This window comes from Panacibacter ginsenosidivorans (assembly GCF_007971225.1).
Taxonomy (GTDB): domain Bacteria; phylum Bacteroidota; class Bacteroidia; order Chitinophagales; family Chitinophagaceae; genus Panacibacter; species Panacibacter ginsenosidivorans.
This window is the reverse complement of sequence record NZ_CP042435.1, coordinates 3,425,100-3,445,973: the sequence shown is the minus strand read 5'-3', so window position 1 is coordinate 3,445,973 and position 20,874 is coordinate 3,425,100. Positions and strand designations below refer to the sequence as shown.

21 protein-coding genes are annotated in these 20,874 nt (G+C 37.7%); 11 read left to right on the top strand and 10 right to left on the bottom strand.

The window, feature by feature from the left end; all coding sequences use genetic code 11:
• Positions 1–293: 293 nt before the first annotated feature.
• Both FRZ67_RS14495 and FRZ67_RS14490 read right to left on the bottom strand, forming a co-directional pair.
• Positions 294–3,095, bottom strand: a complete 2,802-nt coding sequence (locus FRZ67_RS14495) for a TolB-like translocation protein (protein ID WP_147190477.1) — start codon at positions 3,093–3,095, stop codon at positions 294–296.
• Positions 3,096–3,207: 112 nt separating this feature from the next.
• On the bottom strand, positions 3,208–3,615 hold the full coding sequence (locus FRZ67_RS14490; protein ID WP_147190475.1) for a hypothetical protein: 408 nt from the start codon (positions 3,613–3,615) through the stop codon (positions 3,208–3,210).
• 481 nt (positions 3,616–4,096) lie between these two features.
• On the opposite strand from FRZ67_RS14490, the gene FRZ67_RS14485 reads away from it, so the two are divergent.
• Positions 4,097–5,089, top strand: a complete 993-nt coding sequence (locus tag FRZ67_RS14485; protein WP_147190473.1) for an aspartate-semialdehyde dehydrogenase — start codon at positions 4,097–4,099, stop codon at positions 5,087–5,089.
• Between the two features lie 156 nt (positions 5,090–5,245).
• Complete coding sequence (locus tag FRZ67_RS14480; protein WP_147190471.1) at positions 5,246–5,581, top strand: MmcQ/YjbR family DNA-binding protein; 336 nt, start codon at positions 5,246–5,248, stop codon at positions 5,579–5,581.
• 18 nt (positions 5,582–5,599) lie between these two features.
• Here FRZ67_RS14480 and FRZ67_RS14475 read toward each other — a convergent pair whose 3' ends face one another.
• Entirely contained in the window at positions 5,600–6,271 is a 672-nt protein-coding gene (locus tag FRZ67_RS14475) for a DUF2461 domain-containing protein (protein ID WP_147190469.1), read from the bottom strand.
• Between the two features lie 185 nt (positions 6,272–6,456).
• Between FRZ67_RS14475 and FRZ67_RS14470 the strand changes: the two genes are divergently transcribed.
• The 5 genes from FRZ67_RS14470 to lysS all read left to right on the top strand — a co-directional run bounded on the left by FRZ67_RS14470 (position 6,457) and on the right by lysS (position 11,048).
• A complete protein-coding gene (locus tag FRZ67_RS14470; RefSeq protein ID WP_147190467.1) occupies positions 6,457–7,266 on the top strand; it encodes a M48 family metallopeptidase in 810 nt (269 codons plus the stop codon).
• A 130-nt stretch (positions 7,267–7,396) separates the two neighbouring features.
• Positions 7,397–7,843, top strand: coding sequence for a hypothetical protein (locus FRZ67_RS14465; protein WP_147190466.1), 447 nt, complete (start codon positions 7,397–7,399; stop codon positions 7,841–7,843).
• A 26-nt stretch (positions 7,844–7,869) separates the two neighbouring features.
• Positions 7,870–8,388, top strand: a complete 519-nt coding sequence (locus tag FRZ67_RS14460; RefSeq protein ID WP_147190464.1) for a class IV adenylate cyclase — start codon at positions 7,870–7,872, stop codon at positions 8,386–8,388.
• Between the two features lie 144 nt (positions 8,389–8,532).
• Positions 8,533–9,372 (top strand): DUF6268 family outer membrane beta-barrel protein, encoded by an 840-nt coding sequence (locus FRZ67_RS14455; RefSeq protein ID WP_147190462.1) that lies wholly within the window; start codon positions 8,533–8,535, stop codon positions 9,370–9,372.
• 152 nt (positions 9,373–9,524) lie between these two features.
• A complete protein-coding gene (lysS, locus tag FRZ67_RS14450) occupies positions 9,525–11,048 on the top strand; it encodes a lysine--tRNA ligase (protein WP_147190460.1) in 1,524 nt (507 codons plus the stop codon).
• Positions 11,049–11,100: 52 nt separating this feature from the next.
• Here lysS and FRZ67_RS14445 read toward each other — a convergent pair whose 3' ends face one another.
• Positions 11,101–11,370, bottom strand: coding sequence for a hypothetical protein (locus FRZ67_RS14445; RefSeq protein ID WP_147190458.1), 270 nt, complete (start codon positions 11,368–11,370; stop codon positions 11,101–11,103).
• Positions 11,371–11,681: 311 nt separating this feature from the next.
• Here FRZ67_RS14445 and FRZ67_RS14440 point away from each other — a divergent pair, with 311 nt between their 5' ends.
• Positions 11,682–12,287: a DNA-3-methyladenine glycosylase family protein gene (locus FRZ67_RS14440; protein ID WP_147190456.1), complete on the top strand. Its 606-nt coding sequence runs from the start codon at positions 11,682–11,684 to the stop codon at positions 12,285–12,287.
• Positions 12,288–12,304: 17 nt separating this feature from the next.
• Positions 12,305–12,622, top strand: a complete 318-nt coding sequence (locus FRZ67_RS14435) for a heavy metal-binding domain-containing protein (protein WP_147190454.1) — start codon at positions 12,305–12,307, stop codon at positions 12,620–12,622.
• Positions 12,623–12,674: 52 nt separating this feature from the next.
• On the opposite strand, the gene FRZ67_RS14430 is transcribed toward FRZ67_RS14435, so the two are convergent.
• The 6 genes from FRZ67_RS14430 to FRZ67_RS14405 form a co-directional block, all read right to left on the bottom strand.
• Entirely contained in the window at positions 12,675–13,112 is a 438-nt protein-coding gene (locus FRZ67_RS14430; RefSeq protein ID WP_147190451.1) for a hypothetical protein, read from the bottom strand.
• 316 nt (positions 13,113–13,428) lie between these two features.
• Positions 13,429–14,427, bottom strand: coding sequence for a GTPase ObgE (gene obgE / locus FRZ67_RS14425; RefSeq protein ID WP_147190449.1), 999 nt, complete (start codon positions 14,425–14,427; stop codon positions 13,429–13,431).
• 257 nt (positions 14,428–14,684) lie between these two features.
• Positions 14,685–15,275: a hypothetical protein gene (locus FRZ67_RS14420; RefSeq protein ID WP_147190447.1), complete on the bottom strand. Its 591-nt coding sequence runs from the start codon at positions 15,273–15,275 to the stop codon at positions 14,685–14,687.
• Between the two features lie 48 nt (positions 15,276–15,323).
• Positions 15,324–15,923 (bottom strand): acyltransferase, encoded by a 600-nt coding sequence (locus FRZ67_RS14415; RefSeq protein ID WP_147190445.1) that lies wholly within the window; start codon positions 15,921–15,923, stop codon positions 15,324–15,326.
• A 12-nt stretch (positions 15,924–15,935) separates the two neighbouring features.
• A complete protein-coding gene (gene paaI / locus FRZ67_RS14410; protein ID WP_147190442.1) occupies positions 15,936–16,358 on the bottom strand; it encodes a hydroxyphenylacetyl-CoA thioesterase PaaI in 423 nt (140 codons plus the stop codon).
• Positions 16,359–16,379: 21 nt separating this feature from the next.
• Positions 16,380–17,156 carry an enoyl-CoA hydratase-related protein gene (locus FRZ67_RS14405; RefSeq protein ID WP_147190440.1) on the bottom strand — a complete coding sequence of 259 codons (777 nt, stop codon included), beginning with the start codon at positions 17,154–17,156 and terminating at the stop codon, positions 16,380–16,382.
• Between the two features lie 363 nt (positions 17,157–17,519).
• On the opposite strand from FRZ67_RS14405, the gene FRZ67_RS14400 reads away from it, so the two are divergent.
• Together FRZ67_RS14400 and FRZ67_RS14395 are read left to right on the top strand one after the other, a co-directional pair.
• On the top strand, positions 17,520–20,282 hold the full coding sequence (locus FRZ67_RS14400) for a DUF1553 domain-containing protein (RefSeq protein ID WP_192903876.1): 2,763 nt from the start codon (positions 17,520–17,522) through the stop codon (positions 20,280–20,282).
• Positions 20,283–20,323: 41 nt separating this feature from the next.
• Positions 20,324–20,797 (top strand): methyltransferase family protein, encoded by a 474-nt coding sequence (locus FRZ67_RS14395; RefSeq protein ID WP_147190438.1) that lies wholly within the window; start codon positions 20,324–20,326, stop codon positions 20,795–20,797.
• Positions 20,798–20,874: the final 77 nt, after the last annotated feature.

The following is a 20,874-nucleotide window of genomic DNA, read 5'->3' as shown; positions in this document are numbered from 1 at the left end:
AAGAAGGTTGGATTTACCGGAGTTGAAAAATTTTTGAGCCAGGCAAAAGTATTTCATGGCATCACCGGTTGCGTCGCATACTTGTACTGGTGAACATAAGTAGTCATAGCGAGGAGCGAAGCAAAGATTTGTGCGACGGTGCGACGTGGCTATCTGTTTATTGAGATTGCCACAGCTTTGCCATACACAAGACTATGAGTAAAGCTTCGCAATGACGATAAGTGAATTCACTGTACAAGTGTGCGACGCAACGAAAGCATTATACCGGTACTGCAGTTGGGCTCACAAAAAAATTAATTGATCAATGTAATGGGCAAGATAAATTCCCATTGATTTGGTTGCAAGCCAACAAGCTCATGATCTATAAGCCTGCTGTAACGAATGCCGAATTGCAGTGGTTGCTGGTTCCACCACTTGGTATCGAAATAAATTTCTGCACCGTAGGAACGAAGCTGGTAATGCGTTTGATAACGCAAGCTTTTTAGATCTGTATAATCGTAAAACACATTTGCCCGTATGCGTGTGAAATAAACAATGTTTGCAAAACCCCAATCAGGATACACAATTGGAAAATGATAATTGGCACCAAGTTTAAACATGCGTGGAAAATTTATCGCATCATAACCTCTCGAATACGGAAAGCTGTTGGTATAGGAATATTGTTGGGCAGTATCGCGACTTTGATAAGCTGCATTCAACACAATGCTATGTGTTTTTGCAACGCCGGGTAAATACAAATTTCCACTGGCAAGAAACTGATGTGCTACAACATTGGTAGCACTTGCACGATATTGCAGCAACAACGACTGCGCCCAATGCGGGTAAATTTGTTTGGGTGCTTTTTGTATTTGTCCTGAATAGCTAAGACTTGCTTTTATGTAACTAAGATCGTTGAGCAATTTTTTAGTGTCGCTTTTCCATTCTATACTGTTGATGTTGTAAGATGCAGAAAGTGTTAGGCTTCTGTATTGCTTGCCACCGGTTAGTATCAGCGGTAAACGAAGCCCGCCAGAAGCAAGTACCTCATTCCATTTAACAGTTAGTGAATCATTAACAACCCCACTGCGGTTAAATGTTTTATTGATATCGATATAAGGTTGTATGTACCATCCGCCAAACACAGAAGTAAAACCTGCCTGGTGATATTTTTCATTTGAATTGTATGTGTAATACAGCTGACTTTGTAAAGTATTTAAGACATTCTCTCCATATACCGTGAAAGAATAATCCGGATCGCTATAAGATGGAACCCAACTGTGGAAGTTGAAAGGGTTATAAAGCTTAGGATATTTTTTTGTTGCAAATGTTCGTGAAGAAAGATTTGTCAAAAGATCATTGTCGGTTGCACTGAATGGTTTTGTTACATATTGTGGCGTAAGTGTATCGCTGTCGATATTCACTTCCTGCCACTGAGGTTGAAATTTTGCCAACCTGTAACCATTGCTTGTAAAAACAGTACTTATTAATTCTCCATTCGTATTAGTGCTTGCCTGGTATAAGCCTGTCGTATAAGAGGCAAGCCTGTAATTTTTTTGTATTGCATTGATGTAGGCAAATATTTCGTCGCGACTATTATTGGAGCAGGTATAAAACAATGTGTCTCCCTTAACCAGAGGAAAACCGATAATCCGATTGGCGTAAGGAACAAGTATAGTAAGAGCATCTTCATCAACAGTTTTTTTAAGTAAAGCCATCTCTCCCCTTGCATTTCGGTCTATAACAAAAATGCTCTTATCATCTGCAGAAAATTTTGGATAAGAAAATACGTGGCCGCTTTCCGCGTTAGTCGTGTGTAATATACTCCCATCTGCAGTAAATAAAATAAGTTTTGATTTTTGCTCAGGTAAAAACTCAACTGCAGCAATGGTTTTGCCATCATGCGAAATATCTGGTGAAAAATATTTTGTGTGATGACTGATCTTTTTTTCTTTACCGGTATTTATATCCAGCATTTTTATAACGCTGTAATCCCGGTTACCCCATCTGCTATCAGGTTCAAGTACAGCATAAATTATTTTGCCATTGTTGTAAGAAAAATAATCATCATAAGCAATATCTCTCACCGCAATTTTTGTTTCGTTGCCTTTTGCATCTATTTTATAAAATGCAGGAATTATTGCTCTCGTAGTTTTCAAAACTATTGTTGAACCGTTCTGTGTAGAATATGGATATTGATAATTTATTACATCATTTTTCTTGGTATCTGTAATCCATTCAGGTTTTGATAACCCATTATCTTTCTGCCATTGCTGCTGATAAAATTCAAAAGCATTCTTTACAAACTTATCATAAGAAATACCGGCATATTTTTTCAATGCACCCTGCATAGGATAAAATAATGGCTTGTATGAAGCGGCATCATGCGTTATTTTCTGCCAGAAATCTTCTCCATATTTTTCTTTGCCATAAGCATTTAATAAATAACCTAATTCATAATGACCTGGAATATAATGTTGCAAAGAACCATTACGCATTTGCATATAACTATAATGCCTGTTATCTACATACAAACTTTTATAACTGTTAAGAAATAGCGGCAATCGTCCACGACCCTGAATACTATATTTTGTTTCATTGTAAACAGCATCACCTTCAAAGAACCAATCTGGTACTGCTGCTGAATTTGCAAGTGCTTCTCCATATTGTCCAAACAATACAGAAAACACTTTTGATAATCCAACATTGAAATTGCTGTATTGCTGCACATGGCGGTATTCATGAATGGCGAGATTGTCAATCCATCCTTGTGCACCAAGGTCAAATGCATCCTGTGGTGGCATTAAATAATATTCGCTGCGGTAGGGACCGAGCTGTACAAAAGCATTTGAAACAGTAACATCTTTCTGCAGTACGATATTTATTTTTTTTATTTTAGCACCAATGCCTGTTGTGTAATTGTGTTGTAAAGTATGTGTAACATTTGCTACGCGCTGTGCTGCAGAATCGAGTCCCTCAGGATAAATAACACGAAGTGTATCTGTATTGATCTGTTTCCATTTTACAGAAGATGGATTACCACCGAACTGCTGACTAAACCCAAAGTGAAAAGTGAAAAGTAAAAAGTAAAAAAGCAGCAGTGCAGAGCGTTTATGCATGAAATATTTTTTATGAAGATAAAGATATGTGGAAACAAAAAACCATCACACAGCAGTGTGATGGTTATATAAGGTTATTTAAAAGTCTATTCATCCCCACATTCGCACATCCTTATGCCATTACTTCTTTTGTCAAATGCACTTTGGTCATTTGCAAATAATGGTTTTGCAGTTGATGCACATAATGCACATCAGGATGATCTCTCCGGTCTTCGCGGTACCACATTTCCACAACAGAAAAATCACCTTCTTTTGGTATCACCATCCTGAAAGATCCTTTTTTATATTTCACTACGCCATCCGGCATTATTTCTTTACTGAAGTTCAGATTTTTCATGGCTTCATCAGACATTGGTATTGGGTAAAGATCATCCGGTTCATACCAGAATTCCTGCACTTCTGTTTCCACACAAACCTGTTTTTCATCACCATTCAGGCGTACCACTTCACCTTCACGCCTGCTGCCTTCGTATTCGGCAATTACGTAATCACCTTGTTTAAGTTCGCTGAATTTTATCATAGTTCAATCGTTTTAGAAATTTAATTTACGATTCTTATCCAACCTGTAAAAAAAAGTTTTTGTGAAGATTTATTGTGAACCCAACTGCATTGCTGCTATTAAACATCGTTGCGTCGCACTCTTGTGCGCCTTGATATTCTGTTCAGCATCTAATAAATAAGTATAATGCTAACACTTGTAAAAATCTTTTTGGTATATAATTTTTCGTGACTACTTTCGCAACCGCGATGAAAATAACAATGAAGCATACAAAGGGAACAAAGAAGATCTACTCAAACGAGGAAGGTGTTTAAACTTTTGTGTGTAGCAAAAATATAACTGAAAGCCTTCCTCGAAACAGGAAGGCTTTTTTTGTTTCGCTTTTATTGCTGAATAGAACTACCGAACGTATAAGTGAGTGACACAACAGGCAATGATAGTAGTACAATAGTTAAGTACATAAAATATAAAACCATAAAACAACAATAAAAATTCCATTACAATGAAAGTAGCAGTTGTAGGCGCAACAGGTCTTGTAGGCACAAAAATGCTGCAGGTATTGGCCGAAAGAAATTTTCCCGTAACAGAGTTGGTGCCGGTGGCATCTGAAAGATCAGTTGGTAAGGAAGTAACATTTAAAGGCAAGCAATACAAGGTTGTAAGCATGGCAGACGGAATAGCCGCAAAACCAGCCGTAGCAATATTTTCAGCGGGTGGCAGCACTTCATTGGAATGGGCGCCAAAGTTTGCAGAAGCAGGCATTACTGTTATAGATAACAGCAGCGCATGGCGCATGGATCCGACAAAAAAATTAGTAGTTCCTGAAATAAATGCAGATGCATTAACGGCAGAAGATAAGATCATTGCAAACCCTAACTGCTCTACTATTCAAATGGTAGTTGCGTTGAATCCATTGCATAAAAAATATAAGATCAAAAGAATTGTGGTAAGCACTTATCAAAGTGTTACTGGTACCGGTAAAAAAGCCGTTGATCAATTGATGAATGAACGCAAAGGCGTGGAGGGAGAAATGGCTTATAAATATCCGATCGATCTGAATGTAATTCCGCAGATTGATGTGTTTCTTGACAATGGTTATACAAAAGAAGAAATGAAAATGGTTAAAGAGACATGCAAGATAATGCGTGATGATTCAATTCGTGTTACTGCTACAACGGTGCGTATTCCTGTAATGGGCGGTCACAGTGAAAGCGTGAACATTGAATTTGAAAATGAATTTGATCTTGATGAAGTAAAGAGTTTGTTGAGTAATGCACCTGGCGTTGTGCTTCAGGATGATCCTGCAGCGCAGTTATACCCCATGCCAATGTGGGCACATGATAAAGATGACGTGTTTGTTGGTCGCCTCCGCCGCGATGAAACGCAGCCAAAAACATTAAACCTCTGGGTGGTGAGTGATAACCTGCGTAAAGGCGCTGCTACCAATGCTATACAAATCGCAGAATATTTGGCGTCTAAAAATATGTTGTCATAGATTTTTTGTGAGTGAGCAACCGAAAATGTGTAATGCCTCCTTTTAAAAAGTGAGGCATTTTTGTTGTGTAACAGGCAGTTGAATAAGTATAATACTTTTGTTGTGTCACTCACTTGTACTGCTGGCAATTCTTATCAGCATTAATTAAATTTGCTTATGGATATCGAAACACTACGCGAATATTGTCTTGCAAAAAAAGCTGCAACAGAAGGTTTTCCTTTTGGAGAAGACACACTTGTATTTAAAGTAATGAACAAAATTTTCTTACTTGTATCCCTATCATCAAGCCCGTTGCAATTCAATGCCAAGTGTGATCCTGACAAAGCCATTGAATTGCGTGAACAATATTATGCTGTGCAACCGGGATATCATATGAATAAGAAACACTGGAATACCATCATTATGGATGGAAGTTTGTCAAATACATTACTTAAAGAAATGATCAATAATTCTTACAATCTTATTGTACAATCATTACCAAAAAAAAGATAAAGAAACGCTTAGCTAAATTCATTCTTCGATAGCATGGTTTAAAAAATTTATTAATGGTTGCAGCGCCTCAAATGCATCTGCTATTTTCTTCACCAGGTTTTTATCTGTTAGTTCTGTATCTGTTATTGGTGCCATTGCAATAAAACTTTTCAGTTTTATGTATTCAATGGCAGGGTTCTCTGCTTCATAATCTTTTGGAGGACGGCTTAATTTCATTTCACTACTGTGATCAAGGTCTTTGTAAGTGAAGGCAAATTTTTTATTGCCGATTATTTTTTTGAAGTCGTTGAAATTATAATCGATCTCCTGTCTTACTTTTTTTAGTATTCCAGGTTCAGGCATATATAACCCTCCACCCACAAAACTGCCACCTGGCTCAAGATGAAAATAATAACCTGCCGTATTCCAGGCTTTTTTACCAGCTTTATTTATGCTGGCGCCCATATTGGTTTTATAGGGAGACTTGTCTTTACTAAAGCGCACATCTCTGTTGATGCGAAACATACAATCCTTTGCTATTAATGTGGCGATAGTTTCATCCTTTTTACCAAATTTATCAATAGCGGACTGTACAATCTCAGCAAAATCAGCTTTGGCTGCTTCATATAGTTTCCGGTTTTTATCAAACCATTCTTTGGTATTGTTCTTCTTTAAATCTTTCAGGAATTTGATTGTGGCTGGTTGTAGCATAAAAAAAATTGAGGAACAAATGTAGTAGCTTATTGCTCAAAAAGTACAAGTGTGCGACGCAACAGGTGATGCCAAAAATATAAAAGCAGGGGCAATAAAAATTATTACACCCAATTTTTCAAACCTCAATACATAGTTTTGCATTTAATTTGGTACACAAATTGAAAAACTAATTAAAAAATTATATGCGCTATAAAATCGTTGGTCTTCTTGCTCTGCCTTTTATTATTAATAGTTCATGCACACACAATGCCATTACAGGGAGAAACCAGCTTACATTGGTATCAGAAGAACAGGTAGAAACTACAGCCGTTACAGAGTATAAAAGTTTTCTTTCAAAAAGCAAGGTTGTGAGTAGTACTGGAAGCAAAGATGCAGAAATGGTAAACCGGGTGGGTACACGTATTGCCAATGCGATTAACGAGTATTATAAAACAAAAGGTCTTACCAATGAACTTGCCAATTACAAATGGGAATTTAACCTTGTTGACAGCAAAGAGGTCAACGCATGGTGTATGCCGGGTGGCAAGGTGGTGGTTTATACGGGGATTTTACCGGTAACACAGAATGAAGCTGCGTTGGCTGTGGTACTAGGTCATGAAATTACACACGCCGTTGCGGGGCATGGCCGCGAAAGAATGAGCCAAAGCATGCTTGCCCAGGGTATCCAGATTGCAGGTAATGTGGCTTTAGGCAGAGATCCGAAGACGCTAAATATTTTCAATAATGTATACGGCCCTGCAGCACAGGTTGGGGTTCTGTTACCCAATTCCAGAAATCAGGAATATGAAGCTGATCATTACGGGTTGATATTTGCTGCTATGGCAGGATATAATCCACAGGAAGCCATTCCATTCTGGCAGCGTATGGCCAAAATGGGTGGCGAAAAGCCTCCTGTTTTTTTAAGTAGCCACCCCGCCGACGAGGACAGGATAAAGAAATTACAGGAACTTATGCCAGAGGCGTTGACCTATTATAAGCCTGTTTCTAAATAACTATAAATCTAAAAACCTTATTAAAATAAGCCACATTCTTAAAATAAATGTGGCTTTGTCATTTATTCTATTATATATTGGTTACTTTTGCACTCCGTTTTTTACATTAACCTTAAAAATTTCTTTAAGGATGTCAACACAAAGTTTCTTTGAAAAATTACAGTTAAAAGATGAGAAAAACCTACTAATTCAGGGTCTTCCATCTTCGATCGAGAAGCAGTTTGCAAAATTGTCTTACGCAAAAAATGTAACGCCACTTTTAAAGAGCCGGAAAATTGATTTTGCACTGGTATTTGCGGTTAACCACAACCAGTTGTGCAATATTTTGCACGAAATTTTCCCCGCACTTCATGCTGAAAGCAAACTGTGGATCGCCTATCCGAAATCGAGCAGTAAGATTGCAAGTGACCTTAACAGGGATTGCAGTTGGCAGATTTTGAGTGATAATGAGTATGAAAGCATTACAGAAGTTACACTCGACCATGTGTGGACTGCAATGCACTTTAAGAAATTCGAACCTTTGCCTGTAAAAGCTAAAACAATTGCAAGGCAAAAAGCGAAACTAGAAATGGTTTAGTTACCGTTAAAAATTAACGGTCTTAGATGAAACACATTAATATCGAAATCAAGGCAAAATGCTTCCACCCCAAAAAGGTGGAAGCATTTTTAGTTTCTGCAAACGCTGTTTTCAAAGGCACAGACCTGCAAAAAGACACGTACTTCAATGTGTCCGATGGCCGGCTGAAATTGCGACAGGGTAATATTGAAAACAATCTCATCTTCTACAATCGCAATAATCAGAAGGGCCCGAAACAATCAGATTTTCAACTTGTGGCCGTTTCCAAAGCCGGAGAACTGGAAACTTTACTTATCGAAGCACTAGGTGTGAAAGTGATTGTAGAAAAAAAACGAAAAATATTTTTCCTTGATAATATTAAAATACATCTTGATGAGGTGCCTAAACTTGGGTCTTTTGTTGAGATAGAAGCAAGCAATCTTTCAAATCCTTCACTTACTGTTGAGCATCTGCATCAACAATGCGCAGATCTTATGCAGCAGTTTGACGTAAAATATGAAGACCTCATTGAACACAGCTACAGCGACATGTTGATGGGCTTGTAATTTTTATTACCGGCATTTCATTTTCATAGCATCACCGTTGTGTCACTCACTTGTACTTTCAGAACAATAAGCATCATTCATTATTGTTTCAAATAGTACTTGCATTTTTAAATTCTCTTGAATATCTTGTATACAAATGTGCCCATGTTCCGACTCTATTTGATAACAGGTATAATTTTCATCCAACTTATTTCGGCCGCCCAACCATATGTAGATCCGCTTAATATAAGGTACACGCATGCTTTTAAAGGGAAAAATAAACCGGCTACACCTTTCCAACATCTTTATCTTGGATCAGATTTGCCCGTAAAGCTGAAGAACAATGCCCTATTTGTATTCAGTCCTTTTTATGAAAGCTGGAATATAGATTCTGCAGACAAAAAGGATTTTCTTCCTGAGGTAAGCAGCATTGCTTTTCCGATAATTGCACAGATTCCTTTACAAAACAAAAGCTTGTCACTCACATTGGCTGCCATACCAAAGTTTAATAGTGAAGGATTAAAACTCAATGGCAATACATTTCAAATGGGCGGCATTGCAACCATTAATTATAAGTATAATGAAACACTAAAGTATAAGCTTGGTGTATATGTAAATAGTGACCAATTTGGTTTGTTTGTAATACCACTGGGAGGTGTTGACTGGAAAATAAATGCCCACAATTATCTTTTTGGCTTATTACCGGGGCGTTTAACCTATGAACATAAGATAACTGATCACTTTTATACCGGCGTTAACTTTAGAGCATTAACCTTTTCTTACTTATTGAACAATGGGAGCTATTTGCGTATAGATGATAACCAGCTCTCTGCTTATCTTGATTGCTATGCCACAAAAAATGTCGTTATATCAACTGAAGCAGGTTATGGCATTATGCGCAAACTTAGGGCAGGGAATGGTCATAATAAAAACTACACAACAGATTATAACTGGGGGGATGGCCTGTTTGTAAAACTTTGTGCATCTTATAGGATAAGGTTGTGATTTTTGCTGCTTGCCTATATGCTGTACAAGAGTGCGACGCAAGGAACGACGCCATAATAATAATAAATGCCAGGCCCATAATCTTTCACTATTTCCGCTAATACTCATTTCCCGCTTACCCATATCTTTGCAGTCCTTTTTAAAAAGCAAGTATGAGCCAACATTTATCTGAACAGGAGATCATCCGCAGGGATAAGTTAAAAGAATTAGAAGCGGCTGGCATTAATGCATACCCGGCGCCATTGTATCCTGTTTCACACTATTCAAAAGATATTAAAGACGCATTTACAGAAGAAACAAAAGATGCATTTGCTGCAGTTTGTGTTGCAGGACGCATTATGAGTATAAATGATAAAGGCAAGGTTTTCTTTATAAAGATCCAGGACAGCAAAGGCATTATACAGTTATATGTAAAACGTGATGAGATTTGCCCAAGCGAGGATAAAACTTTTTTTGATACAGTTGTTAAGCGTGGTCTCGATTTGGGCGATATTATTGGTGCAACCGGTTATGTATTCATTACCAAAACCGGCGAAACATCTTTGCATACACAAACACTTACTTTACTAACCAAGTCATTAAAACCTTTACCGGTTGTAAAGCGTGATGAGTCGGGCCACGTGTTTGATGCAGTAACTGATCCTGAGTTTCGCTACAGGCAGCGTTATGCAGACCTAATTATTAATCCCTCAGTAAAAGACACATTTCTAAAACGCACAAAACTTATTAATACCATTCGCGAATTTCTGAATGAGCAAGGTGCATTGGAAGTTGATACTCCTGTATTGCAGGCCATTCCCGGTGGTGCTGCCGCAAGACCATTTGTTACACATCACAATGCACTCGATGTTCCTTTTTATTTGCGCATTGCAAATGAACTGTATCTAAAACGTTTGATTGTTGGCGGTTTTGACTGGGTATATGAATTCAGCCGCAACTTTCGCAATGAAGGAATGGACAGAACACACAATCCAGAATTTACTGTGCTTGAATGGTACACGGCATACAAAGATTATTTCTGGATGATGGAAATAACAGAGCAACTTTTTGAAAAACTTGCGCTGGCATTGCATGGCACAACTGATGTGAAGGTGGGTGATAAAACAATCAGTTTTAAAACACCATTTAAACGTATTTCTATTTATGATGCCATAAAAGAAAATACAGGCATTGATGTAAGTGAAATGCATGAAGAACAATTGCGTGATATATGCAAACAACTGCACTTGCAGCATGACGCAAGCATGGGCAAAGGAAAACTGATTGACGAACTCTTTGGTGAAAAAGCCGAAGGTAATTATATACAGCCCACGTTTATTATTGATTATCCTGTAGAAATGAGTCCGCTTACCAAAAAACATCGCAGCAAAACCGGACTGGTAGAACGTTTTGAGCTTATGATCAATGGTAAAGAATTAGCGAATGCTTATAGTGAATTGAATGATCCCATTGATCAGCGTGCGAGGTTTGAAGAGCAGTTACAGTTAATGGAGCGTGGCGATGATGAAGCGATGTTTATCGATTATGATTTCTTACGGGCATTGGAATATGGTATGCCACCCACAAGCGGAATTGGTATTGGTATAGATCGTTTGTGTATGTTGCTTACTAATCAGCCTTCTATACAGGATGTATTGTTTTTTCCGCAGATGAGACCGGAAAAAACAGAAGAATAAATTATAGAACTTTGCTAAAATAAAAGCGCCCCGTTTTGGGGCGCTTTTTCAATTATACTTCTGCAACATCAAGTTTATGCTTTTTAGCAAATTCATCACGATATTGTTGAAGTTTGTCAAGCAACTGAGAGAGGCGCTCAATATTCGAATCGGCCTGTTCATGCACATCTGGCAATTCATTATCCAATAAACTAACGCCAACATTAATGTTTTCTGCCTCTATCTGCGCAACTTTTTTCAGCAGAGATTCCTGACTGTTTTTTACATCTTCTAATTCGCGTATCATTTTTTCGATCGCATCTAATTGTTGTCTTTTCTCCATAGGTTATATTTTAGTTTAATAACACAAACACCATACTTAAGTTCATATCTTAATGCAGGTTCCCTCTTTTTTAACAGTCCTCGCTTTGAATGTTATTTTTTCGGATTACCATCATTTACTTTTCATAGCATCATCGTTGCGTCGCAAATCGACGAAGAAGATTCGTAACCCCCCCAAAACAAAAGATAGGTGAGCAATCACTTTATCTGTGGAAATAATTGCAGCCTTAGTTTGGGTATACGATCATGCGCAAAATTTACCACACTTCATTTCATGTAAAAATGAAAGCATAAAATTTTTATCTTGTTGCCATGGAACATGTAGCACACCTCAAAAAGGATAAGAAGCTTTCACTGATAATTACGGAGCCTTATCATGAACTAAAATTTCATAAGAACATTCCACTGCATCTGATTGCAAGTATTATGAGTCAGCAATTAAATACTAAAGTTGCAGATGTAATATATCGCAGGTTTCTCGACATATATAAAGGAAAGGAACCAACACCAAAGCAAGTATTGAATACAGCACCTGAAGCATTGCGTGCAATTGGTTTATCAAATGCAAAGGTGAGTTATGTACATAATGTTGCAAGATTTTGCATAGAGCATAAAATAACAGACACAAAGTTACTTGCCATGAGCAATGAAGAAGTTATTGCACTGCTTACGCAAATAAAAGGTGTTGGTAAATGGACTGTTGAAATGTTATTAATGTTCACATTGGGTCGCGAAGATCTTTATGCAATTGATGATCTTGGTTTGCAGAACGCTGTAGTAAAATTATATAAACTCAAAATCGAAAATAAAAAACAATTGAGAGAAAAGATTTTGAAGATATCTGCTAAATGGAGCCCTTACAGAACATACGCCTGTCTTTACTTATGGAAGTGGAAAGACAATAAACCAGTTACTTAAAATTAAACTATACAAACATGCTATTAACCACAACGAACAACATCGAAGGAAAACCTATTCAGCAATATATTGGCATTGTTACAGCCGAGGCTATTATAGGTGCAAACATCTTTAAAGATCTATTTGCAGGTATAAGAGATATTGTGGGCGGTCGCAGCGGCACTTATGAAAGAGTTATTGAAGAAGCAAGAGCTAATGCCTTACAGGAATTACAGGGAAAGGCGCAGCAGATGGGTGCTAATGCAGTAGTAGGTATTGATCTTGATTTTGAAACCGTTGGAAGCGGCGGAAGTATGCTAATGGTTGTTGCTACCGGCACCGCTGTAAGAATATAAAATAAAAAGCATGCAGCAAAAGCTGCATGCTAATTTTCTTGTTGTGTTGAAATTACAATTTTGTTACTACAACATCATCTACTGTTTTTATAGCTGTGTTAACCTCGAAGCTGTTCTCAAGTGCCTTGTTAGAAGACCTGATCGTGAACTTATAGCTTGTGTTATCACCACCTTTTAACAGCTTTACTTTTTTAGTAAAGTTGGCATCAGTGTATTCTTTGTTGAATAACACTTCACCATCTTCTGCCTGGATAACAAGTGTGAACTTGTCTGCTTTAGGATTGCTGATCTTCACATCGAAAAGCAATGCACTTTCTGTACTTCCGGCAAATTGTACAGACGCTGTATTTTCAGTAGATAAAATTTCAATGGCAGCTTTTTTGTTATCGTTAGCCTTGCTTACTACAGGTGTTAATACAGCTACAGATGCTGCGATAAACACAACTGACATAAATTTCCTGCTTGTAAATTTCACAAATGACCTTTTCATAATTCTTACATTTTAGTTTTAACAAAAAAAGTTCACTACGGCAATCAAACGATGCAAGAAATCATTAAGGCTTAAACAATCGGGGAAGTTCTCGTTAAAAGTTCTACAATGAAGTTGTAGTTTTTCAAAGCTTTGAAATATTGGAAAGGCTGTAACCCTTTGCGTAATTGTGACACAAATATATACCTGAAACTTTGAAAAGTAACCTGTCTTCACAAAAATTTAATAAACAAATAAGTGTTAGCCAGACAATTATCAATAATAGCAATTGATTAAAGCAAATAATATGATCTGGGTAATATCGCTTAAAAAAGTATTATGCTTTTTTATTCAGTAATTGCCAAAGCATATCTTTTAATTGCATAAGACCTTGTTGTGTTACAGAAGATATAAAAACATGTGGAATATTTTCAGGAAGCTCTTTTTCAATAGCCGTTTTTAGTTCATCATCAAGCATATCAGATTTACTGATGGCAATCAAAAAATCCTTCTGCAGCATTTCAGGATTATATTCTTTCAGTTCATTTAATAAAATATCAAACTCTTTTCTATGATCTTTACTATCCGCAGGAATCAAAAATAATAACACTGCATTACGTTCTATATGTCTCAGGAAACGATAGCCCAATCCTTTTCCTTCTGCAGCACCTTCAATAATTCCCGGCAAATCTGCAATGCAAAAAGATTTACCATCACGGTATTCAACCATTCCTAATTGAGGAATTAATGTTGTAAATGCATAATCTGCAATCTTGGGTTTAGCTGCAGTAATTACAGACAATAATGTTGATTTACCTGCATTAGGAAAGCCCACTAAACCCACATCAGCTAATACTTTTAATTCAAGTATTTTAAAACCTTCCACACCAGGCTCCCCGGGCTGTGCATGTTCAGGCGCCTGGTTTGTTGGTGTTGCAAAATTTGAATTACCTAAACCACCACGACCACCGGGCATCAATATAATTTCCTGCCCATCTTCAAGTATCTCCGCATTAATTTCACCGGTTTCTTCATCACGTGCAACAGTTCCTAACGGCACTTCAATAATAATATCTTTTCCAAAACGGCCGGTACTATTGTTCTTGCTGCCATTCTCTCCATCTTCTGCAATCACATTTTTATAATAACGCAAATGCAGCAATGTCCACAACTGGCTGTTGCCCTTTAAAATAATATGCGCACCTCTGCCACCATCTCCACCATCAGGCCCACCAAATGCAGTAAGTTTATTACGCATAAAATGTTTACTACCTGCGCCGCCGTGTCCACTTTTGCAGAATATCTTTATGTAATCAATAAAATTTGACTTGTCCATTGTTTTGTAAAAATGCAAAGATATACTTATGGAGCCAGCATTGGCTTTTTATGGCATCGGTTGTTGTGTCACTCACTTGTACCTTCGGAATAAATGTGAGCAAGTTTACACGTTCACGAGTTTAAAAGGTTTACGTGTTGTTTAAATACTGAGAACTTGTGAACATGCGAACTTCTAAACTGATGAAACTTATTTTACAGTGCAAGAGTGCGACGCAACAAAAGCTTAATAGAATTGATACAGCCTGGTACAAAAAATTATTCTTCATTTTCTTTTACGGGCACAGCTCTCTTAATTTTCTCAACTGTTTCTATAAAGAGTTTTCTTTCTGTGTTACCGGGGCAACATTCTTCAAAATAAGCAGGCTCATAGTAAGATGGATCTGTGATCTTATCTTTGGTAATGATCAGCATGCGCCAGGTAACGCCATCGTTAATATTGCAATTCTTCTTTTCGGAGCCGCTACAAAAATCTTTTCCGTTATCGCCTTTTATTTTCCATGCTTGTTGAGTTTGAATAAATTTCCATACTCCATTGCAGCTATCATTTGAAACATTGATAGTTTCATGCTTTTCAGAAACGCCGCCTGTTGTACGTTTATAATAAGTATAGCCTTTCCACACACCTTTATTTAATGTGATTATTTTATAATCAACAGACCTTACCCATGCATAACTTTCCACCGCAAATGCAATCACCACTTCATTTTGCTGTTGAAGAGAAAGGAGGAATGAATCTGTAACCTGTTCTGTTCTTGCATATTGGTCAAAACTATTGGCAGACATTACACGTGTGTTATTACATGATAAAATAACAGCTACAAACAATACAATCAAACTACCTTTCATAAGAATCTTTTTATTAAAGATGCATTGCTGATAAATATTACACAGCCATCATATTCTTTTTTTTAAAGAATTCCAAAACTGGTACAACATTTCCTGTGCAGGTCTTTCTTGCGGCACTTCGCGCAAAGGTTCACATTCCTGCCAATGCGCTTTCATATCTGCGGGTAACGACTGGTACAATTTTGTGCCATCCGTTTTCCATGCGATCATTTCATCGCTTACCTCTTTTATTTTCTTTGCAGGATTTCCAACGATCAAACTCCGTGCATCAAAATGTTCATCTGCTTTTATAAAACTCAAGGCGCCAACAATACATTCGTCACCCAGCATAACATTATCCATCACCACTGCATTCATACCAATCAAACAATTTTTTCCGATCGTAGCACCATGTATCACAGCACCGTGACCAATATGTGCTCCTTCTTTCAGCATTACAGTTACACCAGGAAACATATGAATCGTGCAATTTTCCTGCACGTTACAACCATCTTCAATAACAATGCCACCCCAGTCTCCCCGTATAGCGGCACCTGGACCAACATACACATCTTTCCCAATAATTACATTTCCTGTAACACATGCCTGCGGATGAATAAAAGATGATTCGTGTATAACGGGAATAAAATCTTTGAAAGAATAGATCATGTAGTATTTTCTTTATAATAAAGATTTCTCAGTCTTATAACAAGTGCCTTTAAACAGTGCAACTAAATCATTATTTTGATTTCTCACTTCAATCATATACAAACCTGTTCGGTTTGTTTTATTAATAAGCTTTGCTTCTGCTGTAAGTACATCACCCTCTTTACCTGCCTTAGGAAAAGAGATACTTACATCAAGCGCAACTGTTACTTTACCATCACTATTACAGGCAAAAGCAAAGGCGCTGTCTGCAAATGCAAATGTTATTCCACCATGTGCAATACCAAAACCATTCAGCATTTCTCTGCGCAGCGTCATTTCTATTTTACTGTATCCTTCTTTTACATCCAGTATTTTCACGCCCATCCAGTTGCTAAAATGATCGGTCTCTATCAACCTCACAGCAACCTTGTTGGCAAGTACATCTTTATCCGTCATATATACAATCTTTAATGATAGTTATTCGCCCGTATATTCAGGAACGCGTTTTTCAAGAAATGCTTTTACGCCTTCTTTATAATCATGTGTTTCTACAGCCTTCTGCTGAAAAACATCTTCAATTTTCAACTGCTGTTCAAACGTATTGCTTACAGAAAAATTAAGCGCATGTTTTATCAATGCAAGGCTGCGTGTAGGCATATGCGAAAGCTTTTCAGCGATCTTTATACTTTCTTCCACAAAAATTTCATCGGGAAAAGTTTTGTACAGCATACCCATTTTCTCCGCTTCTTCAGCAGGTATTTTATCTGCCAGCATCATCAATGCACTGGCACGTTGCCAGCCGATAAATCTCGGGAGAATAAACGTACCGCCGCTATCCGGAACCAACCCAATTTTCGAGAATGCCTGTGTGAAGTAAGATGACTTTGTTGCAACAACTACATCACAGGCCAGCGCCATATTTGCACCAGCACCTGCAGCCACACCATTGATCGCACCAACAACAGGTTTTTCCATCATGCGAATTTTCCATACAATGGGATTATATTGTTCACGCAGCATTTTATTCACTTCCTGTCCGTCTGTCTCTACTACTTCAGAAAGGTCCTGCCCGGCACAAAAACTTTTGCCTGCACCGGTTATATAAACGCAACGGACATTTTTGTCATGTTGACACTCATCAAGCTTTTGCTGAAAAAGTAACGCCATTTCCCTGTTAAAAGCATTCAGTTTTTCAGGACGGTTCAGTGTTATAAAGGCAATCTGGTCTTTAACCTCAAAAAGTATAGAAGGCATAGCAGGCATTTTTTACAAAGCTATTGTTTCTGCCGCAGTAAATTTTGCAAAAACTAATGAATGTTAATATTAAAGAAAGTGTGTGGATTTATGGGCCAAACCAAAGTTCTTTGGGCATCAACTGTTGCGTCGCACTCTTGTACTGCCAGTAGTAGGAGCAGCAAGTGAAATATCGAAAGTGAAGAAGCACAAATGTTTTGACATTTTTACCTTTTCACTGTACAAAAAATTTCCGAACGTACAAGTGAGTGACACAAGGGAAGATGCTATGAAACTCCACAGCACGCCAAAAAAGTATTATAACAAGCTAAACGCGTAACAGTTACCTCGTGCAGTTTCAGTAACTTTAATTTTTTCAGTATCATGCGCATAACTCCAAAGAAACGATTGCTCACAGTTATATCTGTATTGGCCATACTTATTCTTTTAAGTGCGTGGATGATTCATGCCTCTACAGATAAAATTGATTTCAGTACACAGGTAAAACCTATCATCAACAAAAATTGCATTACCTGTCATGGCGGTGTAAGAGCCAAAGGCGGTTTTAGTTTGTTATTCCGCGATGAAGCGCTTGCAAAAACAAAAGACAGCAACTATGCAATTGTGCCAGGAGATGCTGATGCAAGCGAAATGATCAAACGGCTTACATCAAAAGATCCTGAAGAAAGAATGCCTTACCAGCATAAACCTTTACCGAAAGAAGACATTGAAATTTTGCGTAAATGGATTGACCAGGGTGCACAATGGGGCGAACATTGGGCTTATGTTCCACTAAAACCAGTTGAAGTGCCACAACCAAAAACATTCTTTGGTTTATTCAGTTCAAAAAGTGGTTGGGCGCAAAATGAGATTGACCATTTTATAGAAGATAAATTTAAAGAAGCTAAACTAAAACCTTCTCCGCAAGCAGATAAAGCAACATTACTTAGAAGAGTTAGCTTGGATATTATTGGTATGCAGCCTTCTGAAAGTATTGCGCAAAAGTTTTTAAACAGCAATGATCCGAATGCATACAATGAACTTGTTGATTCATTATTATCATCAAAACATTTTGGGGAAAAATGGGCAAGTATGTGGCTTGATCTTGCACGCTATGCAGATACCAAAGGTTATGAACGTGATGACAGTCGCAGCATTTGGCGCTACCGTGATTGGTTAATTGATGCATATAACAATGACATGCCTTATGATTCATTTCTCATTAAACAAATTGCCGGTGATCTGTTGAAAGATCCAACCGATGATGATTATATAGCCACAGCATTTCACCGCAACACCATGACGAATGATGAAGGCGGGACCGACAATGAAGAATTCAGAACCTCTGCTGTGCTTGACCGGGTAAACACAACATGGGATGCGATCATGGGAACAACATTTGCTTGTGTGCAATGTCACAGTCATCCTTATGATCCGTTCAAACATGAAGATTATTATAAATTCATGGCTTTTTTTAATGATACACGTGATGAAGACACCGAAGCAGATTATCCATTGCTGCGCACTTATGATAACGATACGTTGAAACAAGATCTTGCAACAGTTGTAGGCTGGATTAAACAAAATGTTTCTGCCGATAAAGCAAAAGAAGTTTATACCTTTTTAAAAACATGGCAGCCTTCTTACAACTCACTCACGTGCGATAGCTTTACGAACAGTGAATTGAATGACACCAAGTGGACATCATTCCGCAACCATGCTATTTGTCGTTTAAAGAATGTTGACTTAAACAATAGAGATCATTTAATATTTCGTTACCAGGGTTGGGTCGCAGGCGGCGTTTGGCAAATACATCTTGATAGCGCAAAAGGGGAAGTGATTGCTTCAACATCTTTACCAAAAACCAAAGATTGGCAAATAACGGAAACCAATCTTAAACCTTCAACTGGTGTACACAATCTCATATTCACTTACGAAAATAATAATTTAAAAAAGCCTGTAGATGCAGGTGCACTGCTTGACTGGTTATACTTCACACAGGAATTTCCGGGCAAAGACAAACAAGATTATGCTGATATAAAAGATCTTTACTGGAAAGTATTAAGAGCAAATGTTCCAACAACGCCGATCATGATGGATGATCCACCGGATATGCATCGTGCATCTTATGTTTTTGAGCGTGGCAACTGGTTAGTGAAAGGTGATAAAGTTACACCTGCTGTACCTGCATCATTACACCCTTTGCCAAAGAATGCGCCGCAAAACCGCCTGGGGCTTGCCTTGTGGCTTACATCAAAACAAAATCCTTTGACTGCACGAACAATGGTGAACCGTGTTTGGGAACAATTGTTTGGAAACGGCTTAGCAGAAACATTGGAAGACCTGGGCACACAAGGCGTTCCGCCAACACATATGGAGTTGCTGAATTATTTAAGTTATCAATTTATGAATGATGATCAATGGAGCATGAAAGCACTCATCAAAAAAATTGTAACGAGTGCAACTTATAAACAGGATTCAAAGATTACACCTGAGCTGCAGCAAAAAGATCCGGAGAATAAATATTATGCAAGAGCATCACGTGTTCGATTGTCTTCTGAACAAGTACGCGATCAATCACTTTGCATCAGTGGTTTGATAAGTACTAAAATGCATGGTCCGGGTGTTATGCCTTACCAGCCAAAAGGCATCTGGCTCTCGCCGTGGAATGGAGCAGATTGGGTGCAAAGCAAAGGCGAAGATCAATATCGTCGTGCTATTTACACGTATTGGAAACGCTCTTCTGCTTATCCTTCCATGTTAACGTTTGATGGTGTTTCAAGAGAAGTTTGCACGGCTCGTCGTATACGCACTAATACACCGTTGCAGGCGCTTACAACTTTAAATGATTCTGCTTTTATAGATGCTGCAAGGAACTTTGCTTACCGGATGCAAGAAAACAGCAAGGATATTAAAACGCAGATCAGTAAAGGGTTTACGCTTGCAACTTATAGGCAGATCAATGATAAGAGTTTGAATGCGTTGATGAATTTATATAACAATGCTTTAGCGCAATTCAGGAATAATGATGAAAAAATTTGTGAGATGACAGGCGGAGTTAGCAATCATACCAATGCAGAAACAGCAGCACTAATCGTTGTTGCAAATGCCATGTTGAATTTAGATGAAGTGGTAACAAAGAATTAGGTTTTACAGAAATCAGTTTTGTAAACATTAAATAAAAATCTATGGCAACTAAAAAAGATAATCCCGCTGTGGTCGTTCCGCCACCACTTATTTATGTGGCTGTGTTTTTTTTATCATTGATGCTGCAAAAATATTTTCCGATAAATAATTCTTTTTTTACATCTGGCTCTTCAAAAATTACCGGTCTTGTGCTTATGGCAATTGCGCTTTTATTTATACTTCCTGCATTATTAAAATTTGCACAATCAAAGAACACACTAATGACTATCAGACCAGCAAACTCGCTTCAAACAAATGGTATTTATAAAATATCAAGAAACCCGATGTACGCAGGTCTTATATTTCTTTATTCCGGTATTGGCATGTTGAAAGGGAATTGGTGGACATTTATTCTTATACCAGTAATAATTATTATAGTGCAATTGTATGTTATCAAGGGTGAAGAAAATTATTTACAAAGAGCATTCGGCGAAGCATATATACAATACAGGAAGAAAGTAAGAAGATGGATCTGAGTCTTACAAGCATTATATCATATAGCATCGCCTGTTGTGTCACTCACTTGTGCGTTTTGAACAATGTTGAGCAAAGA

Bases quoted from the DNA above. Each gene is read 5' to 3' on its own strand.
- FRZ67_RS14400 (WP_192903876.1), top strand. From the start codon at position 17,520: ATGCGCATAACTCCAAAGAAACGATTGCTCACAGTTATATCTGTATTG.
- FRZ67_RS14415 (WP_147190445.1), bottom strand. From the start codon at position 15,923: ATGATCTATTCTTTCAAAGATTTTATTCCCGTTATACACGAATCATCT.
- lysS (WP_147190460.1), top strand. From the start codon at position 9,525: ATGAGCCAACATTTATCTGAACAGGAGATCATCCGCAGGGATAAGTTA.
- FRZ67_RS14485 (WP_147190473.1), top strand. From the start codon at position 4,097: ATGAAAGTAGCAGTTGTAGGCGCAACAGGTCTTGTAGGCACAAAAATG.
- FRZ67_RS14480 (WP_147190471.1), top strand. From the start codon at position 5,246: ATGGATATCGAAACACTACGCGAATATTGTCTTGCAAAAAAAGCTGCA.
- paaI (WP_147190442.1), bottom strand. From the start codon at position 16,358: ATGACGGATAAAGATGTACTTGCCAACAAGGTTGCTGTGAGGTTGATA.
- FRZ67_RS14430 (WP_147190451.1), bottom strand. From the start codon at position 13,112: ATGAAAAGGTCATTTGTGAAATTTACAAGCAGGAAATTTATGTCAGTT.
- FRZ67_RS14455 (WP_147190462.1), top strand. From the start codon at position 8,533: ATGTTCCGACTCTATTTGATAACAGGTATAATTTTCATCCAACTTATT.
- obgE (WP_147190449.1), bottom strand. From the start codon at position 14,427: ATGGACAAGTCAAATTTTATTGATTACATAAAGATATTCTGCAAAAGT.
- FRZ67_RS14445 (WP_147190458.1), bottom strand. From the start codon at position 11,370: ATGGAGAAAAGACAACAATTAGATGCGATCGAAAAAATGATACGCGAA.
- FRZ67_RS14465 (WP_147190466.1), top strand. From the start codon at position 7,397: ATGTCAACACAAAGTTTCTTTGAAAAATTACAGTTAAAAGATGAGAAA.
- FRZ67_RS14475 (WP_147190469.1), bottom strand. From the start codon at position 6,271: ATGCTACAACCAGCCACAATCAAATTCCTGAAAGATTTAAAGAAGAAC.
- FRZ67_RS14470 (WP_147190467.1), top strand. From the start codon at position 6,457: ATGCGCTATAAAATCGTTGGTCTTCTTGCTCTGCCTTTTATTATTAAT.
- FRZ67_RS14435 (WP_147190454.1), top strand. From the start codon at position 12,305: ATGCTATTAACCACAACGAACAACATCGAAGGAAAACCTATTCAGCAA.
- FRZ67_RS14460 (WP_147190464.1), top strand. From the start codon at position 7,870: ATGAAACACATTAATATCGAAATCAAGGCAAAATGCTTCCACCCCAAA.
- FRZ67_RS14395 (WP_147190438.1), top strand. From the start codon at position 20,324: ATGGCAACTAAAAAAGATAATCCCGCTGTGGTCGTTCCGCCACCACTT.
- FRZ67_RS14405 (WP_147190440.1), bottom strand. From the start codon at position 17,156: ATGCCTTCTATACTTTTTGAGGTTAAAGACCAGATTGCCTTTATAACA.
- FRZ67_RS14490 (WP_147190475.1), bottom strand. From the start codon at position 3,615: ATGATAAAATTCAGCGAACTTAAACAAGGTGATTACGTAATTGCCGAA.
- FRZ67_RS14420 (WP_147190447.1), bottom strand. From the start codon at position 15,275: ATGAAAGGTAGTTTGATTGTATTGTTTGTAGCTGTTATTTTATCATGT.
- FRZ67_RS14440 (WP_147190456.1), top strand. From the start codon at position 11,682: ATGGAACATGTAGCACACCTCAAAAAGGATAAGAAGCTTTCACTGATA.
- FRZ67_RS14495 (WP_147190477.1), bottom strand. From the start codon at position 3,095: ATGCATAAACGCTCTGCACTGCTGCTTTTTTACTTTTTACTTTTCACT.